The 21,412-nt window shown below is 43.1% G+C and carries 17 protein-coding genes; 7 read left to right on the top strand and 10 right to left on the bottom strand.

The window, feature by feature from the left end:
* A partial coding sequence (locus AB2J24_RS03925; protein ID WP_367384523.1) for a cadherin repeat domain-containing protein occupies positions 1 to 1,681 on the bottom strand: 1,681 nt, incomplete at its 3' end.
* Between the two features lie 323 nt (positions 1,682 to 2,004).
* Between AB2J24_RS03925 and AB2J24_RS03930 the strand changes: the two genes are divergently transcribed.
* From AB2J24_RS03930 to AB2J24_RS03940, 3 genes are all read left to right on the top strand, one after another.
* Complete coding sequence (locus AB2J24_RS03930) at positions 2,005 to 3,696, top strand: ABC transporter transmembrane domain-containing protein (RefSeq protein WP_162654055.1); 1,692 nt, start codon at positions 2,005 to 2,007, stop codon at positions 3,694 to 3,696.
* A complete protein-coding gene (locus AB2J24_RS03935) occupies positions 3,693 to 5,918 on the top strand; it encodes a peptidase domain-containing ABC transporter (RefSeq protein ID WP_367384524.1) in 2,226 nt (741 codons plus the stop codon). Before AB2J24_RS03930 ends, AB2J24_RS03935 begins: the two co-directional genes overlap by 4 nt.
* A 165-nt stretch (positions 5,919 to 6,083) precedes the next feature.
* Complete coding sequence (locus AB2J24_RS03940; RefSeq protein ID WP_162654057.1) at positions 6,084 to 7,403, top strand: HlyD family type I secretion periplasmic adaptor subunit; 1,320 nt, start codon at positions 6,084 to 6,086, stop codon at positions 7,401 to 7,403.
* A gap of 15 nt (positions 7,404 to 7,418) precedes the next feature.
* Here AB2J24_RS03940 and AB2J24_RS03945 read toward each other — a convergent pair whose 3' ends face one another.
* Positions 7,419 to 8,624 carry an ROK family protein gene (locus AB2J24_RS03945; protein WP_367384525.1) on the bottom strand — a complete coding sequence of 402 codons (1,206 nt, stop codon included), beginning with the start codon at positions 8,622 to 8,624 and terminating at the stop codon, positions 7,419 to 7,421.
* A gap of 236 nt (positions 8,625 to 8,860) precedes the next feature.
* Here AB2J24_RS03945 and xylA point away from each other — a divergent pair, with 236 nt between their 5' ends.
* Both xylA and AB2J24_RS03955 read left to right on the top strand, forming a co-directional pair.
* Positions 8,861 to 10,174: a xylose isomerase gene (gene xylA, locus AB2J24_RS03950; protein WP_367384526.1), complete on the top strand. Its 1,314-nt coding sequence runs from the start codon at positions 8,861 to 8,863 to the stop codon at positions 10,172 to 10,174.
* Between the two features lie 147 nt (positions 10,175 to 10,321).
* Complete coding sequence (locus AB2J24_RS03955) at positions 10,322 to 11,761, top strand: protein adenylyltransferase SelO (protein ID WP_367384527.1); 1,440 nt, start codon at positions 10,322 to 10,324, stop codon at positions 11,759 to 11,761.
* Position 11,762: 1 nt separating this feature from the next.
* Here AB2J24_RS03955 and AB2J24_RS03960 read toward each other — a convergent pair whose 3' ends face one another.
* Together AB2J24_RS03960 and AB2J24_RS03965 are read right to left on the bottom strand one after the other, a co-directional pair.
* Positions 11,763 to 13,118: a putative bifunctional diguanylate cyclase/phosphodiesterase gene (locus AB2J24_RS03960; RefSeq protein ID WP_367384528.1), complete on the bottom strand. Its 1,356-nt coding sequence runs from the start codon at positions 13,116 to 13,118 to the stop codon at positions 11,763 to 11,765.
* Positions 13,119 to 13,354: 236 nt separating this feature from the next.
* A complete protein-coding gene (locus tag AB2J24_RS03965; protein ID WP_367384529.1) occupies positions 13,355 to 13,567 on the bottom strand; it encodes a hypothetical protein in 213 nt (70 codons plus the stop codon).
* Positions 13,568 to 13,660: 93 nt separating this feature from the next.
* Here AB2J24_RS03965 and mutL point away from each other — a divergent pair, with 93 nt between their 5' ends.
* Together mutL and AB2J24_RS03975 are read left to right on the top strand one after the other, a co-directional pair.
* Positions 13,661 to 15,466 (top strand): DNA mismatch repair endonuclease MutL, encoded by a 1,806-nt coding sequence (mutL, locus tag AB2J24_RS03970; protein ID WP_367384530.1) that lies wholly within the window; start codon positions 13,661 to 13,663, stop codon positions 15,464 to 15,466.
* Positions 15,467 to 15,562: 96 nt separating this feature from the next.
* The gene (locus tag AB2J24_RS03975; RefSeq protein ID WP_162654064.1) at positions 15,563 to 15,769 is read left to right on the top strand and encodes a DUF2093 domain-containing protein; all 207 of its coding nucleotides are present in this window, start codon (positions 15,563 to 15,565) and stop codon (positions 15,767 to 15,769) included.
* A gap of 30 nt (positions 15,770 to 15,799) precedes the next feature.
* Here the strand turns inward: AB2J24_RS03975 and lpxK are convergent, their stop codons facing one another.
* Genes lpxK through AB2J24_RS04005 form a run of 6 tightly spaced genes read right to left on the bottom strand, consistent with a single transcriptional unit; the run spans position 15,800 to position 21,329 of the window.
* A complete protein-coding gene (gene lpxK, locus AB2J24_RS03980) occupies positions 15,800 to 16,816 on the bottom strand; it encodes a tetraacyldisaccharide 4'-kinase (protein ID WP_367384531.1) in 1,017 nt (338 codons plus the stop codon).
* Complete coding sequence (gene waaA, locus AB2J24_RS03985; protein WP_367384532.1) at positions 16,806 to 18,152, bottom strand: lipid IV(A) 3-deoxy-D-manno-octulosonic acid transferase; 1,347 nt, start codon at positions 18,150 to 18,152, stop codon at positions 16,806 to 16,808. Before waaA ends, lpxK begins: the two co-directional genes overlap by 11 nt.
* Positions 18,149 to 18,868, bottom strand: coding sequence for a lysophospholipid acyltransferase family protein (locus AB2J24_RS03990; RefSeq protein WP_367384533.1), 720 nt, complete (start codon positions 18,866 to 18,868; stop codon positions 18,149 to 18,151). Before AB2J24_RS03990 ends, waaA begins: the two co-directional genes overlap by 4 nt.
* A gap of 46 nt (positions 18,869 to 18,914) precedes the next feature.
* Positions 18,915 to 19,151, bottom strand: a complete 237-nt coding sequence (locus AB2J24_RS03995) for a DUF4170 domain-containing protein (RefSeq protein ID WP_162654068.1) — start codon at positions 19,149 to 19,151, stop codon at positions 18,915 to 18,917.
* A gap of 41 nt (positions 19,152 to 19,192) precedes the next feature.
* Entirely contained in the window at positions 19,193 to 19,990 is a 798-nt protein-coding gene (locus tag AB2J24_RS04000; RefSeq protein ID WP_162654069.1) for a 3'(2'),5'-bisphosphate nucleotidase CysQ, read from the bottom strand.
* Entirely contained in the window at positions 19,983 to 21,329 is a 1,347-nt protein-coding gene (locus AB2J24_RS04005) for a TldD/PmbA family protein (RefSeq protein ID WP_367384534.1), read from the bottom strand. Before AB2J24_RS04005 ends, AB2J24_RS04000 begins: the two co-directional genes overlap by 8 nt.
* Positions 21,330 to 21,412: the final 83 nt, after the last annotated feature.

Consider the following 21,412-nt stretch of genomic DNA (forward strand, 5'->3'; position numbering starts at 1 on the left):
TATTATGGCTTGAAGCCGTCTCTGCATCCAAAGACCCTGTCGTCGTCACAACACCTGTCGTCGCATCAATGGTAAACAAACCACCTGCATTATCTGACAGGGAATAGCTGATATTATCAGAGGCATCCGCATCTGTGGCAAACGCCGTTACACCAACCGTTGCACCAGAACCTGCATTCTCATCAACACTATTGCCTGTCGCGTTTGTATCTGTGATCGCTGAGGCACCACTTTCATTGACATCACTGACATCAATCGTAAAGCTTTGGGTTGAGGTTGTGCCATCATCAGAAGTGGCCGTTACTTCAATCGTGTGAGATGTATCTGTTTCATAATCAAGGCCAGAGGCCACAGTCACCACACCCGTATTCGCATCAATGGCAAAGAACCCGCCCGGGTTAGACGAGAGTGAATAGCTTACATGATCGGACGCATCTGCATCAGAGGCAAACGCCGTTACACCAACCACGGAGCCCGTGGAGGCGTTTTCAGCAACACTATTGCCAGACCCATCTGTGTCACTGATCGCTGTGATCGATGTCTCGTTCACATCATTCACACCAATCGTGAACGTCTCATTAGACGTCGATCCATCATCTGAGGTCGCAACAACGGTAATATTATGTGAACTCGCACTTTCCGCATCCAAAGACCCTGTGGTCGTCACAACACCCGTGTTCGCATCAATGGTAAACAATCCGCCTGCATCATCAGACAGGGAATAGCTGACATTGTCTGTCACATCACCATCTGTGGCAACAGCCGTAATCCCAACCACAGAACCCGCAGAGGCATTCTCATCAATATTGTTTGCACTACCATTGCTATCGGTGACCGCTGAGGTGGAAAATTCATTAATGTTGGCGACATCAATGACGACTGATTCTGAATAAGTATTTCCTGCAGAATCTGTGACCTGAATTATGAGTTCATGCGATAGTTCATTTTCGTAATCTAAATTGGCACCAGATTTCACGCGAATTTCATTGCCCACAATTTCAAAATTATTCGACACATCTGAAAGCAATGTATAAGAAAAACTATCCCCTACATCAGAATCTGTTGTTGAAAGTGTCGCGACAATGGTTCCGGCAGCAGAATTTTCTTCAATGCTTGTATCTGAGACGGAAATATCTTGGGGTGCAGAATTGTTATCTACGGCTTCACCGCCACTCTCAATGGCTGGCTCATCCACTGGTGCAACGTCTACAGTTGCTTCCTGCTGATTCAGAGAAGCAACGCCCGGAACACCCTCACGGTTTGAACCGTTCTGCTCAATTTCAGTGGTTGATATTTCAATCTTTGGCGCTTCCTGAAATTGAGTTTGATTCACTTGCGAGGAGCTTGCTCTAGAATTCTCATTCCCACTTATATCTGAACTGCTGTTATCTTCACTGGACGCTAGGTCAGTCTTAAAGTTCACATCCTCAGGATTAAAAACTTCATGACTTGCAGCTTGATTTGAACTGGAGCCATTGTTTTCCAAGTCAGAATTAACTTCTTTTTCTGAATTTTCAGTGACAAGATCGACATTTTTTTGATGTAGTTCATCACCACCGGGCAAAACAACTTCGATTCTATCAATGGGTGCTTCGTTTCCCAAATCCAGATTTTCGGTATCTGTTTTACTCTTTTTTACCGGAGTACCAGTGTTTCCAGCGCCTGTTTCAGTCTTGCTCATAATAGCTCCTGCAGCATGTTGGGGGCCATAATAAGCAAAAAGGTTTTCAAAAGATTGATTGGGTGACTACAAGTTTCCCTAAATTGAGCAAAAGGTTAACAAAAAGACTCTACAAGTGATCACTCTAATGAAATCCAGCAAAGAATGCTGAAAATTAAGCTTCCGGCAACCTTTGGATGGTTAATACTATGCTAAGATTTTGAATATAAATCTTAAATCTCTCAACAGAATATGATTTGGCTAATGATGAAATGAACAAAGTAGGCCACGACCTGAGAAATTTTTTTCAAAAAAAACATCCAGGAATGGATGGAGGTCGGATCATGCCTTCTATTGAAGATAACAAGATTTTGAAGACTGCGCAGACGCCGTTAACAAAACAAATTATTATTGTATCCTTTGTAGCAAATCTTATGGGTTTAGCGATGCCACTAGCGATTTTCCAAGTCTATGATCGCATTCTGCCAAACCAATCTACTACAACACTATTCTGGTTGATTTTTGGCCTTCTAGGCGCAGTAGTTATCGATACATTATTACGCACGCTAAGGTCATATATATTAGGTTGGGCCGCACTTAAAAATGGCCATAGAGCCCAGCAAATGGCGATGAACCGAATGCTCTCAAAGTCAGATGACAAAGCAACGGCTATGTCAAAATGGCTCGATGGATTTGATGCAATTGCTGAATATAGCTCTTTTCAGGGAAGCCAAAACCGTATCATCCTGATAGATATCCCAATGGCATTCATATTCTTGGGCGTGGTTGCAATGGTTGGCGGAATTTTGGTTCTCGTCCCCATTGCCCTGATAATCGCATTTGGCATCTTTAGTTACTTACAAGGTAATGAGGTGCAAAAATTTCTCGACAATCGTTCGCAACAGGATAATCGACAAAATGAATTCTTACTGGAAAGCTTTGCCAATATCCAAACGGTAAAAAGCCTCGCGGTCGAAAGCCAACTTCTTCGTAGGTTCGAGATGTTACAAAAAACATCAACTTACTCAAGTTACAATGCAATTATCAGCACGAACAAACTGCAAACGCAGGGCACATTGTTTTCAAATATGATGATGATCTGCGTCGTCTCCTTCGGCGCGGTTCGCGTTATCAACGGCGATATGAGCATGGCTGCTCTTGCATGCTGCTCCTTACTAACTGGTCGTATGGTTCAACCATTTGCAAAGGCGTTAACCCTGTTTCACGAGCTGCAAAATGTTAAACTTGCAAAATCGAGATGCGATGTATTTCAGAGCAGCGAACAGGAAACGACAACGACTAAAACTAACGATCCCAAGTCAATTTCCGGCTCGCTAAGTGCACGTAACATCACGCTCACAAAAGGTGACTGTTCAAACAAGCGATTACCAATTTCACTCAATGTAAAAGCTGGTGAATTTATTGGTATTCATTGTCAAGAAAAAGCAGAGCGGACAGAACTTGTAAATATATTAAGAGGTTACAACGACCCGACCAGCGGAAGTGTATTCCTTGATGGTTATTCTTCGAAGCAATGGGACGAATTTGGCATCAGCGAACAGGTTGGATTTGTATCAGCAAAATCAGAAATATTTGAAGGCACCATTATCGATAATATAACCATGTTTGGTAGCGGAAACCTTATCGATAATGCACGCGAAGCTGCCCGTACCATTGGTCTCGAAAATGATGTTTTCAAACTGCCAAATGGCTATGACACGGTCCTAAGTGCTGGCTCGACTTCGGTCCTTTCACCGGGATTTCTTCAACGCATTAAAATTGCAAGAACGCTCATGCGGAAACCAACATTGCTCATATTTGATGGTGCAAATAGTTCAGTGGACATGCGGTCGGATAAACTTCTGACAGAAGGTTTGTTGACACTTAAAGGTAAGATGACCGCTGTGTATTTCAGCAGTCGCCCTTCTTTCTTAAAAATCTCAGATCAAAGGTTCAAACTTGAGAATGGTAATCTTCTTCCTGACGAATGGGCTAAACAACAGGCTGTCAAAACTGATCAGGTGAAATCAGCATGAATGAAGAGAAAGAAACTGTTGAACGAAAATTAAATACAAACACCCTGCTGGAGGGTGCCAATGTCATTCAGCATTCTCTTCAAAAAATTTACAATGCTTATGATCGCAAGGACAAAAAAGACGAAGATCTAAGTGCTGCAGCGGCCTGTATTGATCCACTTCTAAAACTGTTGGAATGGGTTGGATCAACACGACAATTAAAGGAGGTGATGCCTCACTTTGATACACTCCATACCGTTGAAGATTTGCGCAGTCTACTGGTTCGCCTGAACTACAAAACCCAAAAAAAGCAGATCTTATCTCATAAAGTGAAGCAGGGCCAATTACCTGCACTCATGATCGGAGAGAACAATGAGGATGTACGAATTCTCATTGATATTGCTGATAATGGAAAGCTGCTCGTTTATAACGGAAAAGAACAAAAGTTTGCTTATAAAGATATAGCCAATGAACAGCTTACTCTCTATATTATAGAGAAGTTTGATCCTGTTGAAGCAAATAGCGATGATTCCAAGTTTGGTTGGTTTCAATCTCTTTTATCGAGCTTTAAGAGCCTGTTCCTTCGACTATTTGCTCTAACCTTCGCCATAAACCTGTTAGATTTTGGCGTACCATTTTACATTATGATGGTTTACGACAAGGTGATTGGGAACAAATCCTTTCCAACTCTAGTCACATTTATTGGCTGTTTGTTACTTGCCATTTCATTAAGCTTAGTTCTTCGTCAGATTCGTTCACAAACAATAGCTTACCTCGGCGCGCGCGTTCAGGGATTAGTCACCTTAGCAGCATTTAAACAAGTCCTGAGTCTCCCCATTTTGATGAGTGAAGGCGCTAGATCAAGTGAACAGCTTTCCAGGTTTAAACAATTCGTGGGAATTCGCGATATCTTTATGGGACATTTGGGCAGTGCGATTTTAGATGCCCCATTTATTGTTGTATTTCTTGCAGCAATCTTCATCATCGGAGGCAATTTAGGCTTCTTATCGTTAGCATTATTATGCTTTTATATTGTGACAGCGATTGCCTTGATGCCACTTGGTACACGTTTTATGAAAATCTCCGGAAACCACAAAAAGAACCATCGGAACTTTGTTGTAGAAACCATTGAGAAGCACGAAACAGTGATGGATAATAATTCTGAACATGTGTGGATGGAACGAGAGAACGAATTATCAGCTAAGTCACTAGTCGCACAATTTAAGGCGCAACAATTTCAAGCCTTGTTACAAAACTTATCTCAGTTGCTTGTGATGGTTACGGGTATCCTGACAATTGGCCTGGGTGCGGGGAAGGTGATTGAGGGTACTCTTTCAGCTGGTGCGCTTATTGCGCTTGTAACACTTATCTGGCGTCTTCTATCGCCAATTCAAACTGTATTTTTGGGTATTGGTCGCATAAATGCAACGCTAGGAACCTTTAAACAAATCAATAATTTAATGCGTCTGAAATCGGAACGTGTCGAAAGCAAGCGCCCAAATATATTACGCAACTTTACCGGTAAGATTACGATGGATAAAGTTGGCTTTCGTCACCAAGGTGCCCATAGTCCGAGTATTTTTAACTTCTCTATAAATATTGCGCCTCGGGAGTTCATTGCCATAACCGGTGATTCTGGTTCTGGAAAAACGGTACTGTTAAAACTAATGGCTGGCCTTTACACACCGCAAACCGGGGTGGTCGGCGTAGATGGGCTCAACCTTCGACAAATCGATTCTTATCAGTATCGTCGTGCAATTGGTTATGTTTCACAAGAAGCAGATTTTTTTCATGGCACGATTGCGCAGAATTTGATGTTTGCAAATCCAGTTGCAACATTGGCTGAATTGGAGCGGGCTTTAGACCTTGCAGGTGCAAGGGAGATCGTTGAACAACTACCTGAGGGTATTGAGACACGGCTTAATGCGACCTTGCAGCGACAACTTACAAAAAGTTTCAGCAGCCAACTTTCTCTTGCCAGAGCTTACCTTACCAACAACTCGATCTATATGTTCGATGACCCTGGCAGCGATCTCGATCCGCAAGCAGACAAAAGCTTCATGGAAGCATTAAAGACACTTCAAAAGACTGCCACAGTTATTCTTGCGACACAGCGCCCCAGCCATATGTATCTGGCAGATCGGGTACTCTTGCTTAAAGAAGGACAATTGCTTGCAGATGCTGATCCTGAAAAAATTGTACCACAAATTCTTAAAGCAGCACAAACTACAAAAGCTGGTTGATTTGTTAGACAAATTTAGCTGAATTTTAACGTTAATGGCATTATAACGATAAGACATAACACATACGGTATCGGGGTGGACTCGTAATGATCAGTCCTGAGGCTTTATGGAAACAAGTTTGCAAGCCCATTTTTGCAATCTTAAGTAGAAATAGGAATAGATGCGTTGAGTAACAGAGACCAAGTCTCGGGAAACCATTTTATTCTACCTGCCGAACTTGACGATGATAAATCAATCGCAGTCATGGGCCGGCGGGCTAACTTCATTTGTTTGATCGTTCTAGCTGCAATCATCTGGTCTATCTTCGCTCCAATAGATGAATTGGTGGTTGCGAATGGTGAAATCATTCCCACTGACAGGATCAGCTCCATAGAGCATCGTGAGGGCGGTATCGTCGATAAAGTGATGATGAAAGAAGGACAAAAAATTAGAGCTGGGGATACAATACTTGAACTAAACCCCATATCGACAAATGCGGACTTTAATCAAATAGAGATTCAAAGCGTAAGTCTTGAACTTAAATTAAAATCACTTGAGGCCCTTCTTGATCGACAAGAGTTAGACTTTGGTAAGGTTGGCGATGATTATCCGGATCTTGTCGCGAAAGAACGCATTGCGCACGAGGCGCGCGCGACATTTATCGAGAAAGAGCTTGCAAGCCTTAAAACCAATGTCGCATTAAAAACGCTTGAAATTTCATCATTTGAAAATGATATCATAAGTCTTCAGCGTCAACTTGAAATAGAACAAGAGCGCAACAATAGCCTTGAAGAATTGTTGAGGGCCGGACATATATCCCGGCAGGAATATCTGGATTCTAAGTCTAATCTAGAACGCCTCTCACAAAGCCTTGATGCCGCCAAAAGTCAGCGAGATGTTGCCACATTGCAATCGGTAGAGGCAGAGCGCGTTATGGAAAGTAAAATCGCTCAAGATAAAAAATTATTTTTGGAAGAGCAAACTCAAATTCTATCCGAACTTTCTCAGTCCCGCTCGCAGCTCACCAAGCAGGTTGATCGAAACGAGCGTTTAATTATTAAATCACCTATAGACGGATATGTGCAGGAACTTGCACAGAAAACGAAAGGTGAAGTCGTCAGCCCCGGAGAACTTGTAGCAAAGATTGTTCCTCAAGAACGAAAGATTGTCGCTGAAGTTAAGGTTGATCCCTATGATATAGGTCACATAAAACCTGGTGACACAGCTGAGATCAGCATCTCGACATTTGATCCCAGTATCTTTGGAATTGCCAACGGACAAATCACGGTGTTATCTCCGTCTACTTTTGTGACCGAACGTGGTGATGCATATTATAAAGCAATCATTAGTTTGGATGATAATTTCGTTGGCGAGAAGCAAACGAAACGTTTCCTTCATGCAGGTATGGTTGTTGATGCTAAAATTAAAACCGGTTCAAAATCACTCATGAGATATATGCTCAAACCTGTTTTAAAATCGTTTGGCGCATCATTCTCTGAACGATAATTTGCCAATTTTAAACTACACCTTAATCACTTCGAAAGCAGCACTTTGGTCCATAAGTTCCAAAGCGACGATTGCACATCCGTTTTCGATATGTTGTTGGGCATCAAGGTCTTGTGAAAATGGAACATTTATATCCTTTTGAAATCTGAAATTCTCTGAAAGAGAGTGCCGTATATCATCTTCCATAAGGTCGAGTGCCTGTGCTCCGCGACCAACGAAGGTCACCGGAAATGGGTCGAAAAAACTAAACATAGTTGCAAGTCCATATCCTAAGGCACGACCAGCTTGTTTGATTGCCCGACGTTCTGGTCCGTCATCTAATCGGGCTTTTGCCACTATATCTGAAATGTCCGAGGCTTTTATTTCAAACTCAGGAAGAAAGCTACTACCCTTCTCATTTGCCATCCGCCATATTGCATAATCACTTGCATATGCTTCGACACATCCATGCTTTCCGCAACGACAAAGTGCACCATCCTCTCGTCGATAGGGTATATGGCCAAGTTCGGAGGCGGAAGATCTAATTCCGTGAAACGGTTGGCCATCAATATATAGTCCTATGCCAATACCGTAAGACATCAGAACTGCTGCGAAGGATGGATGTTCCTCATTTGAAGCCTTCGAAAGACTTTGTGCAATCATCGCACAATCATTGGCCACGATCACTTTCGCATTGCTAAGTTCAGATAAAATGGATGCAAATCCATTGCCCGCATCGTCCAAGATTGGCGACCATAATATGTCTTGTCCATCATTACTGGTCAGCCCTTGAACACCGATAACATATATGTCGGGTTTTCGAGCTAACGCTAAACCTTCGACCAAAGAGTAGATCTTTTTACCAAGGTTTTTTGCATCAGATTTCCCAAATTTAATCGGCTCATCAATACGTACGATCTTGCGCCCCGAATAATCAATGACATCAAGCTTCAGGCCATTAAAATTGAGCGACCCGGCAATGACACACCCGTAATTAGGATTAAGGCCGAGTTGAACCCGAGGCCGACCATGAGATTGAGTAGAATTTACATCATTATCAGCTGCTTGAATAACGTTCTCGGACAAAAGTCCGGTCGTAACATTTGTCACTGTTCCCGGACTAAGTTCAGTTTGTTTTCCAAGTTCAGTACGCGAAACTTGGCCAACTTTACGAAATTGGGAGAGAACACGAAGACGGTTTTGCTTTCGCACATCATCAGACAGATACAGGTTTGTTTTCAAATTCAAATCCTAACTTTTCCGCATATTTCATAAAGATCATATTTTTTTATTCAGCGATAGTGCCAGCTGTATCACAGACAATAATGATTGACGTTAATAAAGAACCATGCAATACTTTAAGGGTTAAATTAAATGAAACATCTATTCTCTGAAATCAATCTTGAAATAGAATAATTGCATTTAGGCATCTTTGTAATTCGCAATGGATATACAATTGAGCGCATAAAGGAGCACTAATGAGTACTGGATTTTTTAATGACATCGGCACGATTAAATATGAAGGACCAGGTTCAGATAACCCATTAGCCTTCCGCCATTATAATCCTGATGAAGTGATCATGGGAAAACGCATGGAAGATCATCTTCGTTTTGCCGTAGCATACTGGCATTCATTTGCCTGGGAAGGTGGCGATCCATTTGGAGGACGAACATTTAACCGTCCTTGGTATCCACAAGACAATATGGGCAAATCCAAAATTAAAGCTGATATTGCATTTGAAATGTTTCAAATATTGGGCGCACCATATTATTGCTTCCATGACGCTGATATCCGCCCAGAGGGAGATAATTTTGCTCAAAGCAGGCGAAACTTAGAAGAAATCATTGATATCTTTGCTCATAAACAAGAAGAAACTGGCATCAGACTTCTTTGGGGTACCGCAAATCTATTTTCCCATAAACGTTTCATGTCTGGTGCAAGCACAAATCCCGATCCGGATGTATTTGCCTATTCTGCGGCGACCATCAAATCATGTATGGATGCAACACATAAACTGGGTGGTGAAAACTACGTCCTATGGGGTGGCCGCGAAGGTTATGAAACTCTGCTGAATACAAATCTCGCGCAGGAAGATGCGCAAATGGGCCGGATGCTCAACATGGTCGTCGAATATAAGCATAAGATCGGGTTTAAAGGCTCGATTTTAGTTGAACCAAAGCCACAAGAGCCAAGCAAGCACCAATATGACTATGATGCCGCGACTTGTTACGGCTTTTTAAAACGGCATGGATTGGAGAAAGAAGTAAAGTTAAATCTGGAACAAGGTCATGCAATACTCGCTGGTCATTCTTTTGAACATGAGATTGCGACAGCCGCTAGCTTGGGTATTTTAGGCTCCATAGATATGAACCGTAACGACTACCAATCTGGCTGGGATACAGACCAATTTCCGAACAATGTGCCAGAAGTCGCACTTGCTTACTATCACATTCTGAAAGATGGCGGCTTGAAAACAGGTGGTACTAACTTTGATGCAAAACTTAGGCGCCAATCAATTGATGCAGAAGATTTACTGCATGGGCATATTGGAGGCATGGATATCTGCGCTCGCGGCCTAAAGGCCGCGGCAGCGATCATTGAAGATGGCACTTACGATCAAATTGTCGCTGAACGCTATTCTAATTGGAATGGTGAAGAAGCACAAAAAATGCTTCAAGGCGAATATAGTCTGGACGACATTGCATCGTATGTCGAGCAAGCCGATGTCAATCCAGAACCAAAATCAGGTAGACAAGAATATTTGGAGAACTTGATAAATCGTTTTGTCTAACCACCATTTAACCGTTAGCACGATAAAGGCGTTCAATTACTGGGTGCCTTTTTGCATTAATGAGAGTGGGTTTTCCCATTTACCACTCGAGCTGATTAAGATTGGATGATATATCTCATATATTGCCCCTAATTAAGTTGCCAAATCATGCCAGTTCACCCACAAAACTATCAGCCAGCTCCACTTCATCTTAAACTGGGTGAAAAATTCTATGACGAAGTGAAACCAGCAAATTTTCCAGATACGATTCTCAGATATCGAAATCAAACTGCCGCTGAAACAATTGGGCTCGATACGCTTGCTAATGACGAGTGGATTTCGCACTTTGGCAGGTTCGAGCCACTTGAGCACAACCTATCGCGACCATTAGCGCTCCGTTATCATGGCCATCAATTTCGCAACTACAATCATGAACTTGGCGATGGGCGCGGATTTTTATTCGCCCAAGTTAAAGACAATGAGAATCGTTTACTTGACTTAGGAACCAAAGGTTCCGGTCAAACGCCTTGGTCGAGATCAGGAGATGGGCGCCTAACACTCAAAGGCGGCGTGCGAGAAGTGCTGGCAACGGAACTGCTCACAGCGCTTGGTGTCTACACATCCAAGAGTTTTAGTCTCGTAGAAACTAATGAAAAACTGGAACGCAATGATGAACCATCCCCTACCCGATCGAGCGTATTAACTCGCCTAAATCATAGTCACATTCGCATTGGCACATTCCAACGACAACTGTTCCTTGAAGATCATGCCGCCATTGAACAACTTGTAAGTTACTCGAACGAGCATTATTTTCCACATGCAAATAAACATCATAACCCACCGCTAGCTTTCTTTTCTTCTGTTGTCGAACAGGTTGCCAAACTGGGCGCTGAATGGTTTGCCGCCGGTTTTGTTCATGGTGTTCTAAATACCGATAATATTACGATAACAGGTGAGAGTTTTGATTATGGACCGTGGCGTTTCCTGCCACACCTTGACCCGGAATTCACCGCAGCTTACTTCGACCATTCCAGATTATATGCATTTGGTCGGCAGCCCGATGCACTTTATTGGAACTTGGCCCGATTAGCAGAATGTCTTTTACCTCTTTGCGCGCTTGAAGACCTAAAACAAGCACTCTCCAAGTTTTCAGAAACTTTCGAAACACAACTTCAAAGGCAAACCCTTGCCCGTCTTGGCATTGCACAAACATTGAGCGATACAGATCCAATTGTTGCGCAATTTTATCAAACTCTTAGAGATAGCGAAGCTGGTTATGAGCAGTGCTTTTTTGATCTTACTTGCGGTGCGCAAGCCGAGCGACTAGAAGCCAGCCCACAAAAAGACTTCTATCATCAGAGCAGTTTTATGCCGCTTATCGAGGCCATTCGCGAACGCGAACTTATTTCCGATGCAAACGATGTTTTGTGCAGCGAACTCATGCAAAGAGGAAGATTAGCGCAAACGCTAATTATTGACGAAGTTGAGGCAATTTGGGCTTCAATTGCGCAGAGCGATGACTGGTCCTTATTTGAGGAAAAAATTTCACGTATTCAAGAGTATGGAAGAGTTAATGATACACTACTCGCATATGGAATACACAGATAACTTAGTATGGAAATGCTATTGTTGTTCCGCGCGGAAGAACCCCTAAACTCTCGAGATAAGCACATGTATCTTTTGCGTTAATTGGCCGACCAAAGAAATAACCCTGCCCATATCCGCAGCCCATATCATTTAACATTTCAGCTTGTTCTTCAGTCTCAATCCCTTCAGCAACCGCTGCGAGATCAAGCCCTTGGCACATGGCTAGAATAGCCTTTACAATATGTTCTGTGGGTTTATCAGTCGTAATCTCATTGACAAATGCACGATCAATTTTGACCTTATCAAAAGCAAAGTCGCGCAATCTACCAAGACTTGATTGACCAGTTCCAAAATCATCAAGCGAGATGCCAATTCTTGCATCGCGCAGTTCATTCATAATCTTGTTAGCAATTTCGGGATCACTCATTATCGCTGTTTCAGTTATTTCCATCTCAACGGCGCGTGTATCAATACCAGCCTTGCCCAAAATTGCGATAATGCTTGATGCCGTTGTAGGATCAACTAATTGGGCCGATGATAAATTGAATGATAAGAACATGCCTTCAGGCCATGTTTGAGCAACTTTTGATGCTTTCCGCAAAAGCACCTCTGTTAGTTGATCAATAAACCCGCGTTCTTCGGCTAGAGGAATGAAGATATCTGGCGGCACAAACCCCAACTCACGGTCTGTCCAGCGTGCGAGAGCTTCAAAACCAACCGGCATCTTAGTACTCAAATTTACAATGGGTTGGAAATGAACCTCGACTTCATCACTGTTAATGGCACGGCGTAATGCTTGCTCAATCAATGTGCCACGTTTAATTTGCTCTGCTATTTCCTCTGAATATACAGTGATCTGATTGCGGCCCCGGCGCTTAGAACGATAAAGTGCAGTATCTGCACTTTCCATAAGCGTATTATTATCTTCACCAGCAAATGGATAAATAGAAAAGCCAAAAGAAGAGGACAATCGAACGTTTCGTTCGCCTAAGTCATAAGGTGCTGAGAGGACTTCGGCGAGAACTTTGCCAAGTTTTGTTGCACTATCCTGATCGAAAACCAATGGAAGCAAGAAGCCAAATTCATCCCCCTCCAGCCGTGCACATGTTGCGCCAGCAGGTAGACAATTTTTTAGACGGTGAGCAATTTGACAGAGAATTTCATCTCCGGCAGCATGACCAAAGAGGTCGTTGATCGGCTTAAAACCATCAATGTTCATAATACCAACAGTGAATGGCGCAGGATCTTGTGCTCGTTCGTCAACAAGTCTTGCGATTTTATCAGTTAATCGCCACCTGTTGCCCAAACCCGTGAGCGAATCCGTAAAACGGGATCGTTCATCTCTGTGGGCATCTGCATTTTGGGCATTCAAATCCATGAAACTTAAAAACTCTCAATCGTTTCAGAGCATTATCCAGAATACTACTCTACTAAGCTTTTAAAATATAAATGTTAATTTTATCCTATCGTTAATCCATGATTTAGAGGGTTAAAATCGATAATAAGATAGTAAACTGATATGACGTAAATCGTTGATATAGGTTAGAATTGAGCCAGTTCTGTATAGGTTTTTGAGTTTAGAAAAAATTGCAAGACTCGTTGTTTTCCAGCATACTAGTAGCCGAAAGACCAGTTTTTGGGACGATGAAGAGTATCGAATAAATCAAAAGCACCACAATTATCTTCGCTACCGCCAATACCAACTGTATTTCCAACAAAGGCAAAGATGTTTGGTAACCACGCTGGAACACAATTTAAAGGATTTGCAAAAGAAACACCCTCTAGAAACAATTGCTCAAGTCTGTTTATTAAAGATATTTCATCCATATTACAATTCTCAAGCCAGATATGTTCTGATTGCTTTCTAAAGAATCAGATATAGTTTGCACATCAATAATTTTACATAAGATACAATTTGATATGAATATTCGCAGATTATCCGACACAATGGTCAATCAAATCGCTGCTGGGGAAGTTGTCGAACGACCAGCAAGCGTGATAAAAGAGTTGGTCGAAAATGCGATAGATGCTGGCGCAACACGTATCGAAATTGCAACGGCTTCGGGCGGGAAAGCACTATTGCGCGTCATTGATAACGGTCATGGCATGAATGAACAAGACCTGAGACTGGCAATTGAACGCCACTGCACCTCAAAGGTCACCGAACGTCTTGACGAGATCAAATCTTTAGGCTTTCGCGGAGAAGCATTACCGTCAATTGGTTCGGTAGCCAAATTGAAAATTGTCAGTCGGACAAAAGTTGCAAGCAATGGTCACGAAATTGAAGTGATTGGTGGGCAAATATCCGACGTCAAACCGAAGGCGGCAAATCTTGGAACCATTGTCGAGGTGCGGGACCTTTTTTTCGCGACACCTGCACGCTTGAAATTCATGAAAACGGATAGAGCAGAAAATACAGCGATCTCGGACACCTTGCGCCGGATTGCAATTGCATTTCCCAATATTCATTTTGTGTTATCCGGCCCAGATCGTTCGACCTTAGAATTCAAGTCCGCCGGAAATGACAACCTTGCACGCATCGCTCAAATATTAGGGAGAGATTTCTCACAGAATACAATTGAGATAGACGCTGAGCGAGAGCACATTGAACTAACAGGGTATGTTGGCGTACCAACATTTAATCGCGGAAATTCACTTCATCAATTTGCCTATGTGAATGGTCGACCTATCCAAGACAAGTTGGTTCTTTCTGCTTTGAGGGGTGCCTACTCAGACCGCTTACCTCGCGGGCGCTACCCCGTCGCCGTTCTGTTCATTAAATTGGATCCAGCGCTTGTCGATGTTAACGTTCATCCGGCTAAATCTGATGTGCGTTTTCGCGATCCTCAACTGGTCAGAGGTCTCATTATTGGCGCCATTCGCCAAGCATTAGGTGATGAAGGTGACCGCTCATCAACAACTGCAACCGAAGATTTAAAGAACACATTCCGAGCGGACACATTTTCATCTGACAACAGGGCTGCTTATACAGCAGCACCTTATACAGCCGCTGATTGGTCTCATGAAACATCACCCAGCCGACCATTGCAAGATGGTTTTGGTGAAACACAGCAGAGCCAATTTGACATTGCTCAACAGCCATCTGCCCGCATGGATACAGTTGAAAACAACGACGTAGCGATAACTTTTCGTCTCGGAGCAGCACGTGCGCAAATTCACGAAAACTATATTCTTTCACAAACAGAAAATGGGATGATTATCATCGATCAACATGCCGCTCATGAGCGAATTGTATATGAGCGTATGAAGAAAGCGCTTTATGGTGATGCTATTAAAACCCAAGTCTTGCTCATACCGCAGATTGTTGATCTTAGTGAAGATGAATGTGATCGACTTATTGAATTATCAGAAGATTTCAAATCATTGGGCCTATATATTGAACGCTTTGGATCAGGCGCAATCGCAGTTCGAGAAACACCGGCAATTCTGGGTGAGATGGATGCAAGTGGCCTTATCAAACAACTTAGCGATGAGGTTGCCGAATGGGATGATATGTCTGGTCTTGCACAAAGGTTAGAAGCGGTCGCATCCACTATGGCATGCCATGGTTCGGTACGTTCTGGCCGCCGGATGCAGGCAGATGAAATGAACGCGCTCTTGAGACAAATGGAGCAAACACCCGGTTCTGGGCAATGCAACCATGGCCGCCCAACCTACATTGAATTGGCTCTCGATGATATTGAGAAACTATTCTCCAGACGTTGAGTATAAGGAAGAAGTTGCATTGATTATAGTAGAGTATTATTAAGTTACATCAGCTGACTAATATGCATTTAGAGCAAAAAGCGCCTTGGAGATCACATGAACCAATTTGAAAAATCAGATATCGCAAAGATCAGATATCTAGACGCAGACTTTCAGGTCATAATTCAAGGTAGTTATGTAGTATGCGCTATTACGGGTGAAAGGATACCTGTAGATGAGCTCAAATACTGGAGCGTTGCGCGTCAGGAAGCATACATTGATGTTCAGGCCTCTTATACGGCTGAATTACAAAACATGGCGTGAGCAAACTCAGCTGGTGTGAGATGAGTACGTTCACTTATTTTTAAAGTTCTTGATTGCCCGATCAATAATAACCGAACTCGTTGCAGGATCATCAAACACCAGCTCGACATCAAGAACCTTTAACATTTCTGAAAATTCTTTTGATTTACCAAGACCCGATTGGAGACGTACGAAGTCTTTCATGGTGGTTACCAGTTCAAGATCGGACTTTTTTGCTAGTGCAATAAGTTCGTCAATTTCATCATCAGTATAATAATGATGATCTGAAAATGACCTTGTTATCTCAAGTTTGGCACCAGTTTTTCCCAATGATGTAAAGAATTTTTGAGGATCACCAATTCCTGCGAAAGCAAGATACTTTTTGCCCGCAAATTCTGAACCTGATTTTGATTTTAATACAGCATTGTAGACAGGTTTTGCCGATCGTGCAGCTATACGAATAAGACTGTCGGCAGTATTTCCTTCACCGATTACGCATAGTGCATGGGCATAGATCATCTGATCTCTCAAAGGTGCACGTACAGGACCTGCTGGAATAACTTTACCATTGCCCAGACCGCGTACAGAATCGACAACAAGAACAGAATAGTCAAACCACAGATGCGCGCTTTGAAAACCATCATCCATAAGAATGATGTCAACACCGTTCTCTATAAGTGCCAAAGCGCCGGCGTGACGATCTTGTGAAACCATGGTAGGGGCGACCTCAGCCAATAGGATTGGTTCATCACCGACATATTTTGCGCTATGATGAGATAGATCAACTAATGTCGGTGACGACGCTGTTCCACCATACCCGCGCGTTAGGATACCCGGCTTTAGCCCTCGCATTAAGGCTGCTTTTGCAAATGCAATAGCTGTGGGAGTTTTGCCTGCGCCTCCGACAGTAAAATTGCCTATACATATAACAGGCACATCAACGTTTCGCCGCGTTGCTTTGATCATTCGACCGGATGCTATTTTTCCATAAATCCACGAAATCGGTGACAATAATGCCGCCTGCAATCCAGGTTTCTCATACCAAAATGGAGGAGCTTCAGACGCCATCCTTCATTCCATTTAACTGTTTGATTGGTTTTTGTCGCTCAAGGCTAGATTCGATTACGAGCGGCGTCAAATAAGGTTCTAAATCTTGAATCGTTTTTTCAAGTGAGCCACGCATATTCTGAACGGTTGATAGTCCTGCATCAATCATTCCCCGCCGCGCGTCTTCGTTAGACATAAGATGCTCAACGCATTGGGCAAGTGTGTCAGTGTCTTTAACAATACGTGCAGCGTTATTTTGCAACAGCGTACGGAATGCTTCTCTGAAATTCTGAACATTTGGGCCTGTTAATATAGCTGTTTCAAGCATTGCCGGTTCAATTGGGTTTTGGCCGCCCTCGCCTTTTATGGATTTTCCAACAAAAACAATCGATACAAGCCTCAGATAAAGCCCCATCTCGCCAGTGGTATCACCCAGTAATACATCAATGTCTTTTGTTACAGGTTCGCCTTTTGATTTCCGTGCAACTTTCAACCCCTTATCATTGAGCATCTTCTCAATAGCATCAGCACGTTCCACATGGCGGGGTACAATGATCAAAATCGAATCTGGATTATTCTTACTGACCAATTTGTGTGCGTCAGCAACAATCTCTTCCTCACCGTCAAATGTCGAAATAGCTGCCCATGATGTTCGATTTTCCAAACTATGACTATAAAGGGAGAAATCTTCATCCTTCACGGGCGGAAGATCTGAATCAACTTTCAAATTGCCCGAAACTGTAACTGGGTTTGCGCCAAGTGAAGAAAAACGAGTTGCATCAAGCTCAGTTTGCGCGACCACATGAGAGAGGTTCTCAAAAAGTGCATCAGCGAGTTTCGGTGATCTACTCCATGTTGCAAAAGACTTATCAGATATCCGACCATTGACTAAAATCTGAGGAATACGTCTCGCGCCCAGTTCCAAAATAGTCATCGGCCAAATTTCAGACTCCGAAATAATGACAAGATCAGGGCCCCAATGGTTAAGAAAATTGCTGACAGCGGGCTTTAAATCAAGCGGCACATATTGATGTATAACCGCCTCACCCAATCTTTCATTAGCTATGTTCGCTGACGTAACCGTTCCGGTTGTAACAACAACAGCAATCCCCCGACGAACGACCTCTTCAATTAGTGGTATGATAGCTACAGTTTCGCCAACACTTGCCGCATGGAACCAAATTAGAGGCCCACCAGGTCGCACTTGCTTTGAACGGCCATATCTTTCACTGCGACGAGCACGCTCTTCTTTTCCTTTTGCTGCTCTAACCGATAAGTATGGTCCAAGCATCGGATAGACAGCAGCTCCCGTGAGACGATAGCCGTGCAATAACATTCGTGCAAAAAAACTACTCATATACTATGACCAACAACCTCATATGCTTCTCGGGTAACGTTGTTCAATTCTGCATCAACTTGTTTACGCAACATATCTAGCTCCTCCCCCGAACTATCACCGGGCACAAAAACAGGATTTCCAACTCTGACACAGGATTTGCCAAATGGTAAATTGATTGTGGTTTTGTCCCAGCTACCTTCTATCACCTTAAATCGACTTGTTGCAATTGCCAAAGGCACAATAGGCCGACCCGAAAGTTTTGCGAGCGTGACGATACCTTTGCCCGATTCGCGTGGTTCGCCTTTTGAGATATCGGCAATCACACAAACATTTTTTCCTGTTTTTAGAAAACCTAATAATTCAAGTATAGCAGACACGCCGCCCTTTTTAAGGGTTGCCTCCCTTATTCTCCCACCAGAACCACGTACAACATCATACCCGGCAAGGTTCAAAACAATTGCATTGAATTCTGCGTCTTTGCTTTTGGATACCAAAGCAACCATATTTTTGCGTTTATGTCGCGGGTAAACATAAGGCATGAGGAAATGCTGACCGTGCCAAATAGCAAAGATCACCGGCTCATGCGCTTCAGATGCTTCAAGTTGCAGTTGATGATCTTTATCAAGCTTATTTGAATAACACACAAAGGATAAGGTTTTGTGCACCAAATAACCCACAATATGTTGAAAGGCTTTTGATCGAAATATTCTCTTACTTAACCTTGGTTTACCCAAGTTAAATTCCTCTCACATCGGGAAAGCAAAGAAGTGCGAAGATATACTAGTCTCCTAGACCAGGCTCAAGCAACTTATGCATATGAACAATAAAATAACGCATGTGCGCATTATCGACAGTCATTTGCGCCTTAGATTTCCAAGCTGCTAGTGCTTTCTCATAATTAGGATAGATACCAACTACGTCCAAATCCTCAAGATCGCGAAACTCAATACCCTCGAGGGACTCTAGTTCGCCACCAAATACAAGGTGCAACAGTTGTTTTTGCTCTTCATTCGCCATTTGTCTAGTTCCTTAATGTCGACCCAAAAATGGGCGTAAATCTATTTAGCAGTTTTCAATGCATTTATCATGCCTGCTATATAACTTGGGCTTGTAGCAAACAAAAGGCCATGCTCGACATCGGGCGTATTATAAACAACATCCTTCCGATCACTGTCTTGTAATTTAAAACCCGCTTCTTGAATAATGATATCAGCTGCTGCCATATCCCAATCACGGGAATTTTTTCGCACAAAGATCCCATCAGCTTTGCTCTCTGCCAGACCTGCAAGCCTTAAAGCTAAAGAACGCGATCCATCAATCCGAGTAATAGAACGATCAAACTCTACATCTACATTTTTGGAAACTTCATGCGGTACGATTACATGGTTTAAACGTTCTATATCACCAGCCATGGTTTTTGAGATAGAGTTGCCATCAATGAAGCAACCCATATTTCTGGATGCTTTGTATAGTATGTTCTGAACGGGCGCATATAACACGCCATGTATCGGTCTACCGCCTGCTACAATCGCAATGGAAACACACCATTGATCGGTACCTGCAATGAACGCGCGTGTTCCATCAATTGGATCCACCACGAAAACCAGATCCTTATTCAGTCTTGAAAGGTCGTCCTCAATCTCCTCTGAAAGCCATCCATAGTTAGGGCGCAGCTCAAGCAGTGTGGACTTAAGAAATTGATCAATTTCTATATCTGCCTCACTGACGGGAGAGCGGCCATGACCTTTATACCAAACTTCCGGGTCTTTTCTAAAGTGCTTCAAAGCGATTGCACCAGCTTGAAAAGCAGCCTCTTCAATAAGCATTAGGTCTTGTGGATTGAATAGATCAGTCACCTGCGATGGTCATCCCCTCAATAGCAATGGTTGGCGCAGCTATCGAATATTTGGGATCAATATCATCGGCAAGCACGATGCGTTTGAACATATTTTTCAGATTTGATGCAATCGTAATTTCCGATACCGGGAAAGTAAGTTCGCCATTTTCAATCCAAAAACCCGATGCGCCACGGCTATATTCACCTGTCACCATGTTAACACCCTGACCGATAACTTCTGTTACATATAGCCCATTTTTGACAGACCCAATGAGGTCTTTTGCATTTTGCTGGCCTTTAGAGACGATCACATTGGTTGACGCAGCTCCGATACCAGTGCCACTTCTTGCGCCACGACCATTGGTCTTCAAACCAAGTTCATTTGCAATTGAGGTGCTTAAATACCAATTCCTTAGAACTCCATTTTCGATCATGGTCATTTTTTGACCATCGACACCTTCACCATCAAATGGCCGCGATGAACTACGTCGTTTAATTTTGGGGTCATCTATAATGGTGATTGCCCCAGCCATCACTTGTTCATCCATCAGGTCTCTTAAAAAACTTGTCTTACGTGCAATAGAGCCACCGTTAATAGCACTAATGAGATGGCCAAAAATTCCACGCGACACACGAGGATCAAACACGATTGTCATGTCCGAACTCGTAGGTACTTTTCGCGGATTTAACCGCTTTACCGCTCGTTCCGCGGCAGACAGGCCAATATCTTCCGGCCTATCCAGATCCGCATAAAAAAGGCGACTATCAAAATCATAGTCTCGTTCCATGGCTGTGCCTTCACCAGCTAAAACACTGACAGATCTTGCAAAGTTCGTGACCATGTAACTGCCAGAGAACCCTTCGGAAGTGGCAAGTACCAAGCCGCCCATTCCCGATGAAGCACCAGATCCCAAAGAGTTTGCCACACCTTTGACACCCATTGCAGCCGCTTCCATCGAAAGCGCGATATCCGTTAGTTCTTCAGATAAAACTTGATGGTCATCGACCAGATCTAAGTCTTCTACGTCTTTTACTAAATCATCTTTATCAGCCAATCCTACATAGGGATCTTCGGGAGATACTTTGGCCATTGCCACGGCCCGAGTTGCAAGTTCATTATCATCGCCACCTTGGCCTGCGCCTATACTTGCAACTTTCGAACCAACAAACACGCGTAAGCTAAAATCATCGCGTTCAGCTGCATTCGTATTTTCAACTTTCCCCATTCGAACGGAGACCGAGCTAGAACGCCCTCTAACAACAACAGCATCAGCCTTATCGGCGCCAGCTTTTCTTGCGGCATCAATTAATTTTTCCGCACGTTTTAGAAGTTTGTCAGATTGTATAGAATCTTTCATGGAATTGGCCTTTCTTATTGGCCCATTTATGCTTTAATAGCGAGTATATCAAGACAATCATGTCCTACATCACAAACTTGTAA

This window comes from Lentilitoribacter sp. EG35 (assembly GCF_040784015.1).
Classification (GTDB): domain Bacteria; phylum Pseudomonadota; class Alphaproteobacteria; order Rhizobiales; family Rhizobiaceae; genus Lentilitoribacter.